Annotated in this window: 15 protein-coding genes; 7 read left to right on the forward strand and 8 right to left on the reverse strand. The window is 55.4% G+C overall.

Translation table 11 applies throughout. The annotated features are described in order from the left end of the window. From N037_RS11260 to N037_RS11275, 4 genes are all read left to right on the forward strand, one after another. Positions 1-1,551, forward strand: a complete 1,551-nt coding sequence (locus tag N037_RS11260) for a hypothetical protein (RefSeq protein ID WP_032640909.1) — start codon at positions 1-3, stop codon at positions 1,549-1,551. Further along, the gene (locus N037_RS11265; protein ID WP_032640911.1) at positions 1,548-2,504 is read left to right on the forward strand and encodes a carbamate kinase family protein; all 957 of its coding nucleotides are present in this window, start codon (positions 1,548-1,550) and stop codon (positions 2,502-2,504) included. Before N037_RS11260 ends, N037_RS11265 begins: the two co-directional genes overlap by 4 nt. 1 nt (position 2,505) lies before the next feature. Next, the gene (locus N037_RS11270; protein ID WP_032640913.1) at positions 2,506-3,885 is read left to right on the forward strand and encodes an amidohydrolase family protein; all 1,380 of its coding nucleotides are present in this window, start codon (positions 2,506-2,508) and stop codon (positions 3,883-3,885) included. Positions 3,886-4,009: 124 nt separating this feature from the next. Beyond that, the gene (locus N037_RS11275; RefSeq protein WP_032640915.1) at positions 4,010-4,744 is read left to right on the forward strand and encodes a class I SAM-dependent methyltransferase; all 735 of its coding nucleotides are present in this window, start codon (positions 4,010-4,012) and stop codon (positions 4,742-4,744) included. On the opposite strand, the gene N037_RS11280 is transcribed toward N037_RS11275, so the two are convergent. Then, positions 4,738-5,340, reverse strand: a complete 603-nt coding sequence (locus N037_RS11280) for a short chain dehydrogenase (RefSeq protein ID WP_032640917.1) — start codon at positions 5,338-5,340, stop codon at positions 4,738-4,740. The genes N037_RS11275 and N037_RS11280 overlap by 7 nt on opposite strands. 97 nt (positions 5,341-5,437) lie before the next feature. Between N037_RS11280 and N037_RS11285 the strand changes: the two genes are divergently transcribed. From N037_RS11285 to N037_RS11295, 3 genes are all read left to right on the forward strand, one after another. Next, on the forward strand, positions 5,438-6,325 hold the full coding sequence (locus N037_RS11285; protein WP_023333151.1) for a LysR family transcriptional regulator: 888 nt from the start codon (positions 5,438-5,440) through the stop codon (positions 6,323-6,325). A gap of 20 nt (positions 6,326-6,345) precedes the next feature. Further along, complete coding sequence (locus tag N037_RS11290; RefSeq protein ID WP_032640919.1) at positions 6,346-7,527, forward strand: aminotransferase-like domain-containing protein; 1,182 nt, start codon at positions 6,346-6,348, stop codon at positions 7,525-7,527. 85 nt (positions 7,528-7,612) lie between these two features. After that, on the forward strand, positions 7,613-8,131 hold the full coding sequence (locus N037_RS11295; protein ID WP_023333149.1) for a DUF6622 family protein: 519 nt from the start codon (positions 7,613-7,615) through the stop codon (positions 8,129-8,131). A 178-nt stretch (positions 8,132-8,309) separates the two neighbouring features. On the opposite strand, the gene N037_RS11300 is transcribed toward N037_RS11295, so the two are convergent. From N037_RS11300 to N037_RS11330, 7 genes are all read right to left on the reverse strand, one after another. Then, a complete protein-coding gene (locus N037_RS11300) occupies positions 8,310-8,831 on the reverse strand; it encodes a YrhA family protein (protein WP_050511239.1) in 522 nt (173 codons plus the stop codon). A gap of 9 nt (positions 8,832-8,840) precedes the next feature. Then, on the reverse strand, positions 8,841-9,992 hold the full coding sequence (locus N037_RS11305; RefSeq protein WP_032640921.1) for an HNH endonuclease signature motif containing protein: 1,152 nt from the start codon (positions 9,990-9,992) through the stop codon (positions 8,841-8,843). 173 nt (positions 9,993-10,165) lie between these two features. Further along, on the reverse strand, positions 10,166-11,509 hold the full coding sequence (locus tag N037_RS11310) for a tyrosine-type recombinase/integrase (RefSeq protein WP_032640923.1): 1,344 nt from the start codon (positions 11,507-11,509) through the stop codon (positions 10,166-10,168). 213 nt (positions 11,510-11,722) lie between these two features. Next, a complete protein-coding gene (locus N037_RS11315) occupies positions 11,723-12,160 on the reverse strand; it encodes a hypothetical protein (protein ID WP_023333145.1) in 438 nt (145 codons plus the stop codon). Between the two features lie 327 nt (positions 12,161-12,487). Further along, on the reverse strand, positions 12,488-13,657 hold the full coding sequence (locus N037_RS11320) for an HlyD family efflux transporter periplasmic adaptor subunit (RefSeq protein WP_156369724.1): 1,170 nt from the start codon (positions 13,655-13,657) through the stop codon (positions 12,488-12,490). A gap of 10 nt (positions 13,658-13,667) precedes the next feature. Next, positions 13,668-15,866, reverse strand: coding sequence for a type I secretion system permease/ATPase (locus N037_RS11325; RefSeq protein ID WP_032640927.1), 2,199 nt, complete (start codon positions 15,864-15,866; stop codon positions 13,668-13,670). Continuing rightward, entirely contained in the window at positions 15,863-17,266 is a 1,404-nt protein-coding gene (locus N037_RS11330; RefSeq protein ID WP_023333142.1) for a TolC family outer membrane protein, read from the reverse strand. Before N037_RS11330 ends, N037_RS11325 begins: the two co-directional genes overlap by 4 nt. Positions 17,267-17,278: the final 12 nt, after the last annotated feature.

Here is a 17,278-nt window from a genome sequence, read left to right on the forward strand (position 1 = left end):
ATGAAAAACATGAAACTGGAGTGGAAAAGAGGTGACTGGGCGGCCTATTTCGGGTTGATGACCAACAACCTGACCAATTTGCTGACCATGATGGGGCTGCTCATTTATGTCGTCGGCATCCCGAAGGAGATTGTTTATGGACGCATCGCGCCGGCCTTCGGGCTGGCGGTGCTGGTCGCGAGTATTTGCTACGCCTGGTTCGGCATGCAGATGGCGCGCGCCACCGGGCGTACGGATGTGACTGCGCTGCCGTCCGGCCCGAGCGCGCCGTCGATTTTTACCGTGACCTTCCTGGTCCTGATGCCGGTTTATCAGCAAACGGGCGATGCGGAGTTCGCGATCCAGATTGGCCTGGTATGGTGCTTCGTGGAGGCGATGATCCTCGCGGGCGGTTCGTTTTTAGGGGAAACCATCCGCAAGATGATCCCGCGTACCGTGCTGCTGTCGTGCCTCTCCGGCCTGGGCCTGCTGCTGCTGGCGATGAACCCGATGCTGCAGGCGTTCGAAGCGCCGACCGTGTCGTTCATCGTCTTGCTGCTGATCTTCATCAACTGGTTTGGCAAAAAGCCGATTTTCGCTCGTATTCCGACCGGCCTGCTGCTGCTGATAGCCGGTACCGCACTGGCGTGGATCTCCGGCCTGCAAAGCCCGGAAGCGATTAAAGCGTCCATGTCATCCTTCGGCTTTAACCCGCCGGAAGTGCATGTGGACAGCTTTATGCAGGGGCTGCCGCACGCGCTGCCGTACCTGGCATCGGCCGTTCCGCTGGGGCTGGCGAACTACATCTTTGACCTGGAGAACATCGAAAGCGCCCACGCGGCGGGGGATGCGTACCCGACGCGTAAGGTGATGCTGGCGAACGGTCTGGCGTCGATGCTCGGCTGCCTGATGGGGAACCCGTTCCCGGTGACGGTCTACGTCGGCCACCCAGGCTGGAAAGCGATGGGGGCCAGCATCGGCTACACCCTGGCCTCGGGCGTGACCATGTTCATCGTGCCGCTTTTCGGGCTGGGGGCCTTTATGCTCGCTATCATACCGATGACCGCCATCGTGCCGATTCTGGTGTTTATCGGCGTCGTCACCGCCAACCAGGTGGTGAGGGAAACGCCCAAAGTGGAGGTGCCGGTGATCTTCATCTGCCTGTTCCCGTGGATCGCCAACTGGGCGCTGACCATGATGAACAGCGTGATGGGGGCGGCGGGCACCAGCGCGGCGAAGATCGGCACCGACGTGCTGCACAGCAAAGGGATCTACTACGAGGGATTAGTCCATCTTGGGAACGGCGCGCCGCTCGCCAGCATGCTGTGGGGCTGTATCGCCATCTTCGCCATCATCAACAAACCGTTGCGCGGGGCCGTTGCGGCCGCGGGTGGGGCGCTGCTGGCGCTGTTTGGGGTGATCCACGCGCCGGTGGTGGGTTTTGCCGAAGGCAGTTCGCTGATGTTTGTCACCGCGTATCTGATGATGGGCGGCATGTTTGTGGTGAAGCATTTCCTCGATAGCCGGGAAGCGGCGAGCGCTGAAATTACTGTTGCGAAGGAACACGTATGAAAGAGCTTATGGTCGTCGCCATCGGCGGCAACAGCATTATCAAAGACAACGCCAGCCAGTCGGTTGAACATCAGGTGCAGGCGGTGAAAGCGGTGGCAGAGTCGGTGCTGGAAATGCTGGCCTCTGACTATGACATCGTGCTCACCCACGGCAACGGCCCCCAGGTGGGGCTGGATCTGCGCCGTGCCGAAATCGCCCACGAGCGGGAAGGGCTGCCGCTGACTCCGCTGGCAAACTGCGTGGCGGATACCCAGGGCGGCATCGGTTACCTGATCCAGCAGGCGCTCAACAATTGCCTGGCCGCACGCGGGGAGCAAAAAGCGGTCACGGTCGTCACGCAGGTGGAGGTGGATAAAAACGATCCCGGCTTTACGCACCCGACAAAACCGATCGGCGCGTTCTTCAGCAAGGCGCAGCGCGATGAGCTGCAGCGCACACACCCGGACTGGCGTTTTGTTGAGGATTCCGGCCGGGGATATCGTCGCGTGGTGGCTTCACCCCAGCCGCTGCGGATTGTCGAGGCGGATGCCATTAAGGCGCTCACCCAAAAAGGATACGTGGTGATCGGCGCGGGCGGCGGCGGGATCCCCGTTGTTCGCAGTGAGCAGGGCGATTACCAGAGCGTCGACGCGGTGATTGATAAAGATCTCTCCACCGCGCTGCTGGCGCGCGAGATCCGCGCCGACGTGCTGGCGATCACCACCGGGGTGGAGAAGGTGTGCGTCAACTTCGGCAAGCCAAACCAGCAGGCGCTGGACACCGTTAACGTGGCGCAGATGACGCGCTACATGGACGAAGGTCACTTCCCGGCGGGCAGCATGCTGCCCAAAATCGTCGCCTCGCTGGCATTTTTAAAACACGGCGGCAAGCGCGTGATTATCACCTCGCCGGACTGCCTGCCCGCGGCGCTGCGCGGAGAAACCGGTACCCATATTGTGAATGAAGGAAGATAAGATGAGTGAAAATAAAAGCCGCCGCGAGTTTATCAGCCAGAGCGGCAAAATGGTCACCGCCTGCGCGCTGTTTGGCGCGACCGGTTCCGTCGCGTATGCTGCTGACTCCGCGAAGCCAACCTGCGAGACCGGCAAGCCGATGAACATCACCGCGAAACATTACTATCTGGACAACGTGCTGCTCGAAGCCGGGTTTAACGTTGACGGCGGCGTGGCGACGAGCACCCGCACCGAGCTGAAAACGCTGGAAATCAAAGACGGCAAGATCGTCGCCCTGCGCGACAATAAAAGCCATGCCGACGCCACGCTGCCGCACTATGACGCGGGCGGAAAGCTGATGCTCCCGGCGATGCGCGACATGCACATTCACCTGGATAAAACCTTTTACGGCGGTCCGTGGCGCTCCCTGAATCGCCCGGCGGGCACCACGATTCAGGACATGATCCGCCTTGAGCAGAAGCTGCTGCCGGAGCTACAGCCCTACACCCAGGAGCGCGCGGAAAAGCTGATCGACCTGATCCAGTCGAAAGGCTCTACCATCGCCCGCAGCCACTGCAATATCGAGCCGACCTCCGGCCTGAAGAATCTGGAAAACCTGCAGGCGGTTTTATTGCGCCGTAAGCCCGGCTTTGACTGCGAAATCGTCGCTTTTCCGCAGCACGGACTGCTGCTGTCAAATGCCGAAAAGCTGATGCGCGAGGCGATGCAGGCCGGGGCACACTACGTGGGCGGGCTTGACCCCACCAACGTCGACGGTGCGATGGAGAAATCCCTCGACACCATGTTCCAGATTGCGCTGGATTACGACAAAGGGGTGGACATCCATCTGCATGAAACCAGCCCGGCGGGCGTGGCGGCGGTGAACTATATGGTCGAAACCGTGGAGAAAACGCCGGAGCTCAAGGGCAAGCTGACCATCAGCCACGCCTTCGCGCTGGCGACGCTCAACGAGCAGCAGGTGGATGAGATAGCCACCCGCATGGCGGCGCAGCAGGTGACCATCGCCTCCACCGTGCCGATTGGCACCCTGCACATGCCGCTGAAGCAGCTGCGGGACAAGGGCGTGTTTGTGATGACCGGTACCGACAGCGCGATCGACCACTGGTCGCCGTACGGTCTGGGGGACATGCTGGAGAAAGCGAATCTTTATGCTCAGCTCTACATCCGCCCGAACGAGCAGACCCTTTCCCGCGCATTAGGTATCGCCACCGGCGACGTGCTGCCGCTGAACGACAAGGGCGAACGCGTGTGGCCCAAAGCGCAGGACGACGCCAGCTTTGTGCTGGTGGATGCCTCCTGTTCCGCTGAGGCCGTGGCGCGCATTTCACCGCGCACCGCGACGTTCCACAAGGGCAACCTCGTCTGGGGCTCGGTGGGCTAATGTGGTGCCGGGTGGCGCTGCGCTTACCCGGCCTACGGTTCACGGTTTTGTAGGTCGGGTAAGGCGAAGCCGCCACCCGACAATGCAGTATACTGCTATGCACGTTCTTAAAGAGGGATCTGCCATGGCACAAAACATCTACGATAACCCGGCATTTTTCGAAGGCTACGCCCAGCTTCCGCGCTCGGTTCAGGGGCTGGACGGCGCGCCGGAGTGGCCCGCGCTTAAGGCCATGCTGCCGGATTTAACCGGCAAATCGGTTGTCGATCTCGGCTGCGGCTACGGCTGGTTCTGCCGCGCAGCCCGCGAGCTGGGCGCAGCTGATGTCACTGGGGTCGATATCTCAGAAAAGATGCTCGCCCGCGCAGCGGAGCTTAACGCTGACCCACAGATTCACTATCAGCGTAGCGATCTGGAATCTCTTACGCTCAATGAGAATAGCCTCGATCTGGTCTATAGCTCCCTGGCGCTGCACTACCTGCCGGAACTGGATACGCTATTCGCCAGGGTTCAGCGCGCGCTCAAGCCCGGCGGCAGCCTGGTCTTTTCGATGGAGCACCCGATATACACCTGCGCCACCCGTCAGGGCTGGCTGACCGACGATAATGGCGAGCGGTTCTGGGGCGTGAACCACTATCAGGACGAAGGCAGGCGCGTCAGCAACTGGCTGGCAGACGGGGTGATCAAGTATCACCGCACGCTGGGCACCACGCTTAACGCGCTGATCAGGGCCGGATTAACAATAAGCGAGGTCAACGAGTGGGGGCCAACGCAGGCGCAGATTGACGCCTGGCCTGCGCTTGCCGAAGAGGCTGAACGCCCGATGCTGGTGCTGATCTCCGCGCGTAAGGCTCAGTAACCCACCTTATACACCCGACCGCTCTGCACCCCTTCCACGCTGCGGCGGTAGGCCTGCGCCACGGTCGCGGCGGGAACGCTTTCAAAGCCCGGGAAGAATCCGTCGTACGCTTCGGCGGATTCGGTGAGCACCGTCGGGCTAATCAGGTTGATGCGGATCCCACGCGACAGCTCACACGCTGCGGCGCGGACAAACCCTTCCAGCGCCGCGTTTACCGTGGTGGCATTCACGCCCTGGGCAATAGGCTCGTGCGCCACGATGCCGCTAATCAGGGTGATCGAGCCGCCCTCGTTCAGGTAGTGCTGGCCGGTCAGCGCCAGGCGCACCTGCCCCAAAAGCTTATCCTGAAGGCCCTGGTTGAAGTCGCTGTCCTTCATGGTCGCGAGCGGGCCAAAGTAGAGACCACCGCTGGCGGAGACAATGGCATCCACCGGGCCGATTTTCTCAAACAGCGCCTGGACGCTCGCCTGCGAGGTGATATCCACCTGCTCGTCGCCCTGCGTGCGGCCGACGCGGATGACCTCGTGGCGACGACTCAGCTCTTCCGCTACTGCACGACCGACCGTACCGCTGGCACCAATAATGACGATTTTCATAGCCGACTCCTTATGTTGTGAGCCTTCATTCTTTAATAAATAAAAATGCAGATAAACTGGGCTAAAGTTAGAAGATTGCTAACCAGAGGTTTGGAATATGGATAAGCTTCGCAGCATGGAGACCTTTATTGCCGTGGTGGAAAGCGGCAGTTTTACCGGTGCGGCGGCACGGCTGGAGATGTCGGCGGTGATGGTGGGGAAATACGTTGCGCTGCTGGAATCACAGCTTGGCACCCGCCTGCTGGAGCGTAACACGCGACGCCAAAGCCTGACGGATGCCGGACGGGTCTATTTCGACGAGGCGAAGCGGGTGCTGGAGCAGGTCATGATTGCCGAAAGCGCGGTTGAACGGCTGCGCGCCGTACCGTCTGGCACCCTGCGCGTCACGGCACCCACGTCGTTTGGCGGCTGCGTGATTGCCCCGCTGACGGCAACCTTTTTACAGCGCTACCCGGAAGTACGCATTGAGCTGGATCTCACCAACCGGATGGTCGATCTGGTGGAGGAGGGGGTCGATCTGGCCATTCGCATTGGTGACGTTCGCAATGACGATCTGGTGGCGAAGTACCTGTGCCCCTACAACATGGTGATCTGCGCCGCGCCGGATTATTTAGCGCGACACGGCACGCCCCAAACGCCAGACGATCTGGTGGATCATCTGTGTCTTTCGCACACGGTGTGGACGGCACGTAACGAGTGGCGGCTGCCGGGCGTGGAAGGTGAGGTGCGCTGGAAGCGGGATGCGGTCTTAAGATGTAACGACGGCTACGGCTTACGCATGGCCGCGCGAGCCGGGGCGGGGCTGTTGCTACAACCGGAAGTGCTGGTGGCGGAAGAGCTGGTAAGCGGCAGGCTGGTGCGGGTGCTGGAGCAGTACACGCCCGCGCCGAGGCCGGTGCATTTATTGTGGCGCCAGGATTTACGTCAACTGCCTAAGCTTACGGAATTTATCGCCCATATTCTGCTAAGATTGGGCACAATATAAAAAAAGAAGGTAATCAAAGAATGTCTGCAAACAAACTCGCCAGCAGCGCGCAGGGCCTGCAATCCTCTGCCATCCGTGAATTATTAAAACATAGCAAAATGGCGGGGGTGATTTCGCTGGGCGGGGGTATTCCTAATCCCGATCTGTTCGATCACGAAGGGCTTAAAATTGCTGCCGATGCCGTCTTATCACAGCATTTTGGCGAGGCGTTTCAGTACGGCCTGACCGAAGGCGTACCGGGACTGCGGGAAGAAATTCAGCGCATCTGCGAAGGGCGAGGTATTCGCTGCAAGGCGGATGATGTGGTGGTGACATCCGGTTCGCAGCAGTCTCTCGACGTGCTGGCGCGTGCATTAATTAACCCGGGCGATACCGTTGTGGTTGAGCGTCCAACCTATCTTGCTGCGCTGCAGGTATTTGGCCTGGCGCAGGCGAATTTTGAATCCGTTGGCACCGACGGCGACGGAATGAACGTCGACGAGCTCGAAGCGCTGGCGGCAAATAAAACCATCAAAGCGGTCTATATAGTGCCGACGTTTGGCAACCCTGGCGGGGTAACCCTTTCTGAAGTGCGCCGTAAGCAGCTGGTGGAATTATCGAAGCGCTATGACTTCGTGATTATTGAAGACGATCCGTACAGCGAGATTAACTATACCGATGAAGTGTTCCGCCCGTTAATTGCCCATGCCAAAGATATCGGCAACGAAGAGAACGTGGTCTATACCTCGACCTTCTCTAAAATTCTCGCGCCGGGTACGCGCGTAGGCTGGGTGCTGGTGCCGGAATGGCTGAAGCGCGCGGTGGTGAACCTTAAGCAAACCACCGACCTGCACACCAGCACGCTGTCGCAGCTGATGACGTACGAATACCTGAAAACCGGTCGTCTGCCCGATCAGATTAAAACGATCCGCGAAGCCTATCGCCAGAAGTACCAGACGTTCGCAACCGAACTGGAGGCCGAGCTGGGCGATGTGATGTCGTTCCACAAGCCGAAGGGCGGCATGTTCCTGTGGGCGAAGATGAATAATGGTAGTAATACCACCCGCTGGCTGGAAAAAACGTTAAGTAACGGCGTAGTATTTGTGCCGGGCGAATTTTTCTACTGCAATGAGCCAGACCATTCAACGCTGCGCATGTCGTTTGTCACGCCAACGGATGAAGATCTGAAAGAGGCGGTTCAACGCCTGAAAAAATCGCTGTAAAAGACCTGCGCATAATGGCGTTCTGGCCATTATGCGCAATACGCGTTCAGGGCGGCACGGGCCGCGATCGTCCATGGAGATCTCCATGTTTGAATTTCTGTTCGGTGTCGTTACGCATACGCCCGTCTGGGTGTGGGTGCTGTTTATCTTCCTCATCTCTCGCGGCATTAAAGCCCGCAGGCCCGCCACCGTCACGCTGGAGCGGCTTGCCATCATTCCGGGCATCTTTCTTATCTGGGATATTTACGATCTGGTGGTCTACCGCACGCTGACTCCCGGAACTGTCGCCTTGTGGACGGCGGGGATCCTCGCCGGGGCCGCGCTGGGGTATTTCCTGATTAAGCAGGCGGCTATCACCCGCGCAGAGGCGCCGCGCAGCCTTTACCGTCAGGCAGACTACACCGCGCTGCCGTTTATGATGCTGGCGTTCGGCGTGAAGTATGTGCTGGGCGTGATGAGCGCGGTCTCTCCGCAGACGATGCAGCAGCCTGCCATGAGCGCGCTGGCGATCGTCTCCGGCGGCGTGTTTGCGGGCGTGTTTATCGGGAAATTTGCGCGCTATGTTGGGGTGTATAACCGTACCGCACCGCGCCCGGCGGGGTGACGTTATTCTATCGCGTGTGCCAGCGTGCGGTCTGCAGCATCACCGCTGAGGGCTCGCGTGACTTCATGGATCCGCCAGATTTTCCCTTCACGCATCGCGGCAAACAGATAAACCTCGATAGAGTCCCTTTTTCAACTTAAACTATTACTTAAAATAAGTATCACACTCGATTTTACATTCATAATTCCGTCGTGCTAATTATATACTTTAGAATTCCGTTGAATTCATTGAATGATTCTAGAACCCCTGGGGCTATCTTATCTCGGACTTCAAATATTTTACATTCCATATTGTATAAAAAGTATGACATACTATCTTCTCCTATAACGATGTTATCTTTTAAATCCGGATCTATAAATATTTCATTATCTCTATAATAAAAATTCATTGTATAAATATTTGACCACAACAGTTCCCCATCAGCAACCTGACTGAACCCATATATCGTCGCCGCATTAAATTCTAATCCATCAATTTTCGCATAAAAATGTTTAATATCCTGCCTTTCGTCAAATATTGTTTTTATGTCCTGGTGTACATTTTTCTTTATTTCATTCCATTCTGCGGGTGGCATGTCGCTTTGAATAAAATTTTTTATGTCTTGAGTGAGCGGTGTTGCGATAGTGTAATGATATTTGATCATATTGTTTTTTAATATTTCAATTGATTTATCAATATCTTGAAAATTTATACTTTCCATTGTTCACTCCTATTTTTTGTAAAATGTTCCATTTGGCATAGGCCATAATGTATCAATGCTTTGACCAGGTATCAAATCTTTAGTTACGGATTTTTGCACACCATTTAATACATTATGATATGGCTTTGATTGTATTAATATCAAATTTCCAAAGCTATTATCCCCTCCATCATCGAGAGGTAATTTATGATGAACCTGCCAGGTCTCAGGAACACCACCACGCGCCATTAATTCAATTTGAGCGGCATTAAAATAATTATCAATACCTGGTTCGACAGATAAACTTTTCATAAATTTTTTTCTGACAGAATTATCAAACTCTTTTCTAAGTATTAAATATTCATCACGCGGTCTGCGTAAGTAATTTATCTCTTCAATTTTAACGTCCTGCAAGAAAACTTTTGAATTTTTTGTTTCCCCCAAAAATCCTGTTAGCTCTTCAGCCATCGCAGGATTCTTTACTAAAAGAATAGATGCAGCCGCTATACCGATACCGATATTTGTATCAGTCATAACTCCATCATAACCCTCTACCGTTTCTTTACCCAGTTGCTCCGCAGTTTTCCTGAAGTCATCAATATTATTATTGTATATCCCACCTGCTGCAAGGAGACGACCTACATTTTTATTATTTAATGTTTTAGTCGATTGAGCATGTTGCTCAGGTTCAACATAACCCGGTGCACCGTATTGAATTTTTTGGGTTGGTCTGGGTTTTATTCCTCGATTTCTTTCTAAGACTTCCTGATATGCGCCCATCACAACATCACGGAATGAACTATCCCACGCATCTCGCATAAAAGGTTCATAAACAATATTCCCTTCTTCATTAAAATAAAAAGGATTATTATACCAGGCCCAATGCTCTTCTCTATCTACAGCAATCAACCATCCTAGTTGCAAATTCCTCTTTACCTCATCATATATTGGATCATAATAAACTAAACTTTTTCTTTTATATTTTTCCCCGAAGAATCTATTTCCGTTCCTTTTTCTTTCTGGCAAACGAAAACGCAGTTGCTGTTCATAATAATCATAGTCTAATTCATAATAGCTACATGCCAATTCCAATCCTCTCTTTGGACTTACTATCCTTTCAAAGTCTGTAATATTGGCTCTCCGTCTAAAATCATATTGTTCATAAAGTTCAAATCTAGGCATTTTGTTTCCTCTATCTATTCAAATGGTAGAAACATTCACTATACATGCATGGAAATAATATCTTTTCTTTGTTGATAAGGAAGCAAATGTCCATAAATAAAATCCGAATTGCATTTATATGCAATTCGGATCTAAATTTTTATGGCTGAAAAATTACTTATGCAAAAATCACGTTACAAAACTATATCATTTTCCATGATTTTATTGATAATTTCCATACCATCATCTTCTAACAAAAGACTTAACGCCTTTTCCCATTTTAAAGTAGTTTCGCGCTTTTCAATGAAGTAATCATATTTATCATAGTGCTTTTTACTGATGGTTTTGTTTACATGCTGATTGACTATGTCACGTTCATTTTCTGTAAAATGTAGCATTCCAGCGAGTGTTTTAAATGTACGGCGAATATCACGCATAGAGAATGGCTGATCAAAATGTATTTTTGCGAATTCGTTCATATGCTTTTTCCATGCATCACTATTAAGTCCTGTAGTGGGTTTTTCCATCTTAGTAATCGGATTTGCTTTTAATTCCTTTTTGTATTTTTTTAATTGTTCTTCATAGTTTACGTTTGGGAAAAAGAAATCACTATCCGGATAGCGAGCTGCTTGATCATTTAGAATTTCTTTGGCTTTATTACTGATGAATATTGCTGTTTCGATTCCGGTTTTTGAGAACTCTTTAGCAAGAACTATTTTATTTTGTTCCGGGATATATCTGCTTTTTTGTAAGTGACATAACTCGAACGGGCGTTGTCCACACGTATAAAATCCAAGTTCAACTAAACTTTGTACATCAGGAGGAAGGACATTTTTTTCGTTATCAAATAGCGTTAACAGATAACGTAGCTCTTTAAAGTCAAGATAACGATCGCCTGGTGTACCAGCCTCAAAATTCTGGACATTACGCACCGGATTATGAGCAATCTGAAACTGCACTCCGTTGCATGCAACATCACTAAGCGGATCATTATCAGCAACAATGCCGTATTCAAAAAGAGCATGAAGTTTTTTCCTGACTTCTTTCGCTCTTGACATGAAATCTTGCTTTGTCCAGTGCTGGATGCAGCGTGTGATCTGCACAGACGTAATCTCATTAGCTATTTCATCACCTGTGAAGAGTTTTAGTTTGATTAGCTGTTCAAACAGTGCGCCATACTGACTTATCGTGCTGCGGTGTCCAGAGCGCGATTTGAAGGCTATGAAAGCCGCAAAGAGTTCGCGCAGTGTTCCTGTTCGCATTTTTTTACCCATCGCGTCAGAGCGACTCTGGAGGGGCATACCCGCAAGTTCAGCATAGCGTTGCGTAGCCTTTTCTAATGTGAAGTGAGGCCAGTCGCCCAGCGTTTTAAACTTACGTTTTCCATCAGCCTGGAAACGATAGACAAAGGATTTACGACCTGAAGGAAAAATTTTGATACCTAATCTGCCCGTTCCCCTGGTGCCATCATCCCGGAAAACATAGTAGGCTGAATCTTTTGCGCGTAGTCCGCCAATCACACTATCATTTAACCGCATTGTTGCTTTCTCCTTTTGCATAAGCGGTGCATACAATTTGCATAACAGCGGGTGTTGTTGTGGGTGCTGTTACACTGAAATCGTATGCATCCAGATAGGATTGCACAACTGTTAAATAGACTTGTTAATCAGTGAGTTACAACAAGTCTGCGATTAAATTATAGTCAATGATTTTGAATGTTCCTCTCCCCGTGGGAGAGGGAGAAAACCATGTCAACCCAGCAACGCGACGCCAGCCTCGGTTCTCAGCCAGCGCGGGGCTTTTAGCTGGTCAGCAAAATATCCTGTCAGTTCAAAGAGTAAATCTCCCATCACACGAGCGGATTCAGGGGCGAGCGCTCCCCCCATCAACAGTTGCGTAATTTCCTCGCAGTAGCGACAGAGCTGATCGGATTCAGCGTTAAATGCAGGTTCACATTCGGGGAACACATTGACGGTAAGACGTTCCTGTAAGTGCTCAGGGAGCGGCTCCAGCAGCATCGGGCGAAGCAGGGCGAGGGTCGATGCAAGACGACCGCAGAGCGCTATTTTTCTTGCAGGATCGGTCTCTTCCACCAATGCTTCGCAATAGCGTTGGCAGTTGTCGGCAAGTTCAGTGAAGTCGGTATTGTGGCCGAAGGGGGTCGTGAAAAGTGCGTTACTGGTGGTCATATGACAGTTTCCATTAAGTGATTAAGACCCTGCCAGAGAAATGCCAATTTCCCGGGTGGCAGGACTGAACGGAGTTGGCATTACCGGTCTTAATGGACACCGGCGCGTCTTGCGACGCCCCCGTCCAGCCCACCATTGAAATGTAGCCAGACGCACGGCGCAACAAGAGCTCACGCCGCCATTAAGTTTAACCGGGATGCCAATCCCGACGCCAGATTTTGCTGGCGTGGAAGGAACATACGCCCGATTAACCCTAATAAAAAGCAGGCTATCCAGAAGAAGTTAAATCCTGCGAGGCGGCTTCAGAAAATGATGTAAGGCGTTTCATCACCGCTCCCGCAGCGCCTCTTTCGCGCGGTTAAACGGCTTGATCAGATAATCCAGCACCGTTTTCTCTCCGGTCTTAATGTCCACCGTCGCAATCATCCCGGGCACAATCGAGAAGTGCCTGCCTGCCTTATTGACCAGGTAATCCTGGCTGGTGCGGATAAACACCCGGTAGTAAAACACCTCCGGCTTGGCTTCGTCCTGGATAGTATCCGGGGAAATCGTCTCAACGACCCCGTGCAGCCCGCCGTAAATGGCGTAATCGTAGGCGGTGATTTTGACCAGCGCCTCCTGGTTTGGGTGGATAAAGGCGATATCGCGCGGCGACAGGCGGGTTTCAATCAGCAGGTGATCGTCCACCGGCACAATCTCCATCAGCTCACCGTTGGGCGGGATCACGCCGCCGATGGTGGTGACCTTGATGTTTTTCACGATCCCGCGCACCGGGGATTTTACCGTCAGACGGGTGACGGAATCCTGGCGGCCTTTGAGGATGGCGGAGACCATATCCACCTCCGCGTTCGCTTTGGATAACGCCTCGCGCGCCTGAACGTAATACTGCGAGCGCACGTCGGTGAGCTTCAGCTCCAGGTCACTTTTCTGTCGCTGCAGGCGCAGCACCTCCACGTGGCTGGCGGCACCGGTTTTGACCAGCCGCTGGGTGATGGCCAGCTCCTTATTGGCGAGGTCTAACGCGGCGCGCAGCTCCCGCTGGGTATCCTCCAGCTGCGCGCGGCGGGAGTTGTACAGCCGCGTTTCGTCAGCAATCAGATCCGGCCATTTTGCCAGCGAAGAAGGGAACTTCAGCGGGAGATCGTTCACCTCGGCGTACAGGCGGGCGCTGGAGGCCAGTGAGGCCCGGTAGCGGGCCGCGCTTTCGCCGACGTTCGATTCGGAACGCGTCGGATCGAGCCGCGCCAGCACCTGTCCGGCCTGCACCTGATCGCCCTCGTGGACGTTCAGCTCGGTGAGGATCCCGCCGTCGAGAGACTGTAAGACCTGTTCGCGCGAGCTGGGGATCACTTTACCCGAGCCGGTTGACACCTCGTCCAGTACGCCAAACCACGCCCAGACGCCCAGCACCACAAACATCAGCAGCGAGAAGAGCACGATCCGACGCGCGCCCGTGTAGCTGCTTTCGGAGTCGAGGGCGTTATCCAGATCGTCCATTGCCGCCACGTCACGCTGACTGATTTTCATTTTTCCACTCCCGTCCGGTTGCTGCCTGCTGCTGTTGCTGCTGCATACGGCTGTTGTTCAGCGCCTGGGCTTTTGGCGCGTCCATCACCAGCATCCCTTCTTTCAACACCACGACGCGCTCCACCAGTTCCAGCACCGGTACGCGATGCGTGGCGACAATCAGAGTGCGATGCCCGAGCCAGTCGCCCAGACGCTGGATGAATTCCCGCTCGGTATGCTCGTCCAGCGAGGCGGTGGGTTCATCCATCAGGACAATATTCGGATCGCGCAGCAGCATTCGCGCCAGCAGAATAGACTGGCGTTGCCCGCCGGAGAGTCCCACGCCGTTTTCCATGATCGGGTAGTCCAGCCCTTTGGGCAGTTTCTGCACAAAGCCCGCCGCGCCGGTCAGCTCCAGCGCCTCAAAGATCTCTTCGTCGGTGGCGCGCGGCATGCCGAGGGTGATGTTTTCGCGGAGGGTGCCGTAAAACAGCCGGGCGTTCTGGGTCATAAAGCCGACGTTGCGCCGGACGTCGGCCACGTCGAGATGCGGCAGGCTGAAGCCGTCGAGCCGCAGCTCGCCAGCCGCCAGATCCATCCCGCCCGCCATGGCCTGCAGCAGAGTCGATTTCCCGGCGCCGTTGCGCCCGAGGATCGCCACTTTTTCGCCCGGCCTGATTTCCAGACGGTTAATACGCAGCGCCATGCGCGGATCCTCCGGGTGATAGCGGAACTGCGCCTGTTCAAAGAGATAGTGACCGCGCAGCACGTCCTGGCGGATCGGCGTCTCCTCGCGCTGATTCTCGGTGGGAAGCTGCATGATGCTGTCCAGCCCCTCTTTTGCCGCTTTGACCTGCTGCCAGCGGGCCAGCACGCCGCACAGCGTCGCCATCGGGGCAATCATGCGGGAGGCCAGCATCGACGCCGCGACCACCGAACCGGTGGTCAGGGTGCCGTCGATCACCATCGGCGCGCCGACTACGATCACGGCGGCGTAGACCAGGCTCTGAATGGTCATCCCCCAGCTGATCAGGTTCTGCGTCAGCTCGCGGGTGCGCAGGCCGGATTCCGCAGTGATCTGGATATAGCTGTTCCACTGCTGCAAAAAGCGGTTTTCCGCCTGCATCAGCTTGATGTCCTCCAGCCCCTGCACGCTCTCCACCAGCACCGCGTTGCGCAGGGTCGATTCATGGGCCGACTGTTTCGCCAGTTCCGCCAGCTTCTTCTGCAGCAGCAGGCCGGGCAGGACCATGATCGCCGCCGCGACCGGGGCGATCCACGCCAGCTGCGGGGCGATGATCGCCAGCACCACCACGAACAGGAAAAAGAAAGGTAGATCAACAATCGTCGAGATGGTTGACGAGGTCACCATCTCGCGGATCTGCTCCAGCTCGCGCAGCTGAGAGATAAAGCTGCCGGTGGAGCGGGGAATAGCGCTGTTGCGCAGCCGCAGCGCGTGGCCGAATACGCGATCCGAAACGCGCATATCCGAGCGCTTGCCCAGCAGATCCATAATGTGCCCGCGCGCCACGCGCAGTACAAAACCAAACAGGGTGGCAATCAGTACCCCGATGGTCAGAACGTAAAGCGTCGGGTAGGACTGGGCGGGGATCACCCGGTCATAGACCTGCATGGAAAAGACGATCCCGGATAGAGACAGCACGTTGATAAAGAGGGCGGCCAGCATGACCCAGCTGTAGGGGCGCAGGTCGCGCATCACCAGCCGGTAGAGCCAGTCCGGGCGGTATTTTGAGATATAGGCATCCACGCGGCTGTCCTTCAGCGCGGCGAGTGGACGCAGGGCAATAATGTGTCGGATAGCGGGCAGCATCGCCGTCATCGACAGTCGGTTGGTATACGTCTCATCGTCGAAAAAACTGACCTCCAGCGTATCCTCCCCGTCGAAATGCTCGATCACGCCGATCCTGCCGTCGTTCATCGCCACCACCACCGGCAGACGCCAGCTGTTTATCGCCTGCCGATCGTCGGTAAGAAGCTGAAACGACAGCCCCGCTTCGCGGGCCAGCTGGGTGAGGGCGGGTACCATCGGTTTGCCTTTTAGCCACGGTGCGCCTGCAATCAGCGCGCCGGGTGAGCAGGCGACGCGGTAGCGCGTGGCGACAAAACCAAAGGCCTGCGCCCACTGGGCCAGAGCTTCATCCGTCATGTTTTCACCTTGCGGGATATCACGCTGCTTCATGGCTGGATCTCCACGGTCTGGATGGTGCGGTTATCAAGATCGAACGCATGACGCAGCTGTCCGGTGTTATACAGGCAGTTGAGCTGCAGCTGGTGCAACTGACCGAGGGTCTGCTGCTGGGTGAAGCGCGCCTGATAGACCTCCTGTTCGGCATTGAGCACGTCGAGCAGTGGGCGCGAGCCGAGATCCAGATACTGCTGCTGGTAAAGTTCGCGGGTGCGGGCGCTGAGCGCCTCCTGGCGGCCCTGAATTTGCAGCGTGCTTTGCAGGCTCATCACCTGGCTGCGGGCTTCCAGCAGTTTCTGGCGGACATCAAGACGCGTGCGCTGAATGGTGGACTGCGCCGCCTCCACCGCGTGTCCGGCAGCGTTACGCCGTGCGGTGAGGCCGCCGCCCTGGTAGATCGGCATCTGCACTTTCACCCATGCGGAATACTGGGTGCGATCCCGGGTTTCGCTCCCCGCATAGCGATCGTTCATGTAGTGGCGCACCTCCGGCTCCAGCGAGACGGTCGGCGTCATCTGGGCGTCGGCGTAGTCGAGGTTAGCCTGGGCGACGTTAGCCTGCGCCCAGGCGGCAAGTACCGCGGGAACCAGACGGTCATCCGGCTCGGCGATGTCGCAGCTCCGGCCCAGCTTTTGCGGGAAATCGTTGCTGATCGCGTTCAGGCTGTTCCAGCCGAGAAAGCTCATCAGCGTGGCGCGGGCGCTGTCCAGGCTGGCCTGGTACTGCATCAACTGGGCGCGTGCGCCTTCGATACGGGCATCGGTCTGCACCACGTCAGAGAGCGACGTTGCCCCTTCGTCGTTACGCTGGCGGGTCAGCGTGCCGATGGAAGAGAGGGCTGAAAGTTGCTCTTTAGCGGTGTCGACCATCTGCTGCATGGTTTGCACCTGTACCATGGCGATGGCGGTATCGTGGGCGATGGTGTCGATGCTCACCAGCACGTTGGCCTGCTGCTGGGCCACGCCGGCGCTCTCGGCGCGCACCTGGCTGGCCACTTTGCCGAAGTCGTAGAGCATTTGCGAGAGAGAAAGCACCAGCGACGGCGTAAAGCCGTTCTGGTCGCCGTCGTGGGAATACCCGTTGTCCACGCCGGCATTAATCTGCGGATAGTATTTTGATTTCGCGACGTCCACCTCTTCGCTCTGCTGGTAGAGTTTGCCCACGGCTTCGCTGATGGCCGGATGCCAGGTGACGGCGCGGTTGACGGCGTCGCCAAGCTGTAACGAACCGGGAGCGGCGTTGCCAGCCGCAGGAGCCACGCGGCCATTGAGTGAGGGGAGTTCCTGCGTTTCGCGCAGTTGTCCGGTATTGATGGTTGCCGCTGGGTTCGCGCATAGAGCAGGCACAGATATCAGGCAGCACGAGAGCCACCAGTAAGGCATCTTCATTCCCATGTCATGTCCCTA

This window comes from Enterobacter sp. EGD-HP1 (assembly GCF_000733275.2).
Taxonomy (GTDB): Bacteria; Pseudomonadota; Gammaproteobacteria; order Enterobacterales; family Enterobacteriaceae; genus Enterobacter.

Coding starts and splice junctions, on each gene's coding strand:
- N037_RS11330 (WP_023333142.1), bottom strand. CDS start 17,266: ATGGGAATGAAGATGCCTTACTGGTGGCTCTCGTGCTGCCTGATATCT.
- N037_RS11285 (WP_023333151.1), top strand. CDS start 5,438: ATGGATAAGCTTCGCAGCATGGAGACCTTTATTGCCGTGGTGGAAAGC.
- N037_RS11300 (WP_050511239.1), bottom strand. CDS start 8,831: ATGGAAAGTATAAATTTTCAAGATATTGATAAATCAATTGAAATATTA.
- N037_RS11280 (WP_032640917.1), bottom strand. CDS start 5,340: ATGAAAATCGTCATTATTGGTGCCAGCGGTACGGTCGGTCGTGCAGTA.
- N037_RS11290 (WP_032640919.1), top strand. CDS start 6,346: ATGTCTGCAAACAAACTCGCCAGCAGCGCGCAGGGCCTGCAATCCTCT.
- N037_RS11315 (WP_023333145.1), bottom strand. CDS start 12,160: ATGACCACCAGTAACGCACTTTTCACGACCCCCTTCGGCCACAATACC.
- N037_RS11320 (WP_156369724.1), bottom strand. CDS start 13,657: ATGGACGATCTGGATAACGCCCTCGACTCCGAAAGCAGCTACACGGGC.
- N037_RS11260 (WP_032640909.1), top strand. CDS start 1: ATGAAAAACATGAAACTGGAGTGGAAAAGAGGTGACTGGGCGGCCTAT.
- N037_RS11295 (WP_023333149.1), top strand. CDS start 7,613: ATGTTTGAATTTCTGTTCGGTGTCGTTACGCATACGCCCGTCTGGGTG.
- N037_RS11310 (WP_032640923.1), bottom strand. CDS start 11,509: ATGCGGTTAAATGATAGTGTGATTGGCGGACTACGCGCAAAAGATTCA.
- N037_RS11305 (WP_032640921.1), bottom strand. CDS start 9,992: ATGCCTAGATTTGAACTTTATGAACAATATGATTTTAGACGGAGAGCC.
- N037_RS11270 (WP_032640913.1), top strand. CDS start 2,506: ATGAGTGAAAATAAAAGCCGCCGCGAGTTTATCAGCCAGAGCGGCAAA.
- N037_RS11325 (WP_032640927.1), bottom strand. CDS start 15,866: ATGAAGCAGCGTGATATCCCGCAAGGTGAAAACATGACGGATGAAGCT.
- N037_RS11275 (WP_032640915.1), top strand. CDS start 4,010: ATGGCACAAAACATCTACGATAACCCGGCATTTTTCGAAGGCTACGCC.
- N037_RS11265 (WP_032640911.1), top strand. CDS start 1,548: ATGAAAGAGCTTATGGTCGTCGCCATCGGCGGCAACAGCATTATCAAA.